Origin of the sequence: Salinicola sp. MH3R3-1 (assembly GCF_001937155.1) — a bacterium.
Lineage (GTDB): Bacteria > Pseudomonadota > Gammaproteobacteria > Pseudomonadales > Halomonadaceae > Salinicola > Salinicola halophyticus.
In genome coordinates this window covers 1-205 of the sequence record NZ_MSDP01000123.1, presented here as the reverse complement: position 1 = coordinate 205, position 205 = coordinate 1, and the positions used below count along the sequence as shown (strand labels likewise).

General features: G+C 53.7%; 1 tRNA gene. It reads left to right on the top strand.

The annotated features are described in order from the left end of the window. Positions 1-36 precede the first annotated feature (36 nt). A tRNA-Lys gene (locus BTW08_RS18675) sits at positions 37-112 on the top strand. Positions 113-205: the final 93 nt, after the last annotated feature.

Here is a 205-nt window from a genome sequence, read left to right as displayed (position 1 = left end):
TGCTTTTATGGCAAGCGCCATTGATCAGAAGCGCATGGGTCGTTAGCTCAGTTGGTAGAGCAGTTGGCTTTTAACCAATTGGTCGTAGGTTCGAATCCTACACGACCCACCATCGATCTCTTCCTCGCCTTCATGGCACCGATTCGGCACTCCCCGCCGGTCGTACGTTCTGGGTCGTTAGCTCAGTTGGTAGAGCAGTTGGCTG